The sequence below is a fragment of the Caballeronia sp. ATUFL_F2_KS9A genome (genome assembly GCF_023630765.1).
Lineage (GTDB): Bacteria > Pseudomonadota > Gammaproteobacteria > Burkholderiales > Burkholderiaceae > Caballeronia > Caballeronia zhejiangensis.
In genome coordinates, this window is the sequence record NZ_JALQEK010000074.1 from 1 (window position 1) to 257 (window position 257).

Consider the following 257-nt stretch of genomic DNA (forward strand, 5'->3'; position numbering starts at 1 on the left):
GCCACGGCCGACGGCAGGTTGGCGATCTCCGCCGCCGACTCGCGCGCCGGGTGCCGCGCCGGCGGCTTGAAGAAGCAGAGGTCGTAGTTGTTGCGCTGGTCCGGCGTGATGTCGGCCGCCTCCACCGCGACGACGCCCTCGACCTGCGGCAGCGGCCGCGAGTGCCGCGAGATGTGGAGCAGCAGCGCGCTCACGGTCGTGAAGACGGTCGCGTCGCCCGGGTCGGGCGTGCGGCCCATGTGGATGCAGAACACGCA

1 protein-coding gene is annotated in these 257 nt (G+C 72.8%); it reads right to left on the reverse strand.

Going from position 1 to position 257, the window contains the following annotated elements:
• Window positions 1-257, reverse strand: a 257-nt coding sequence (locus NCS67_RS32140; RefSeq protein ID WP_250437935.1) for a hypothetical protein, incomplete at both ends; no start/stop codon positions are given.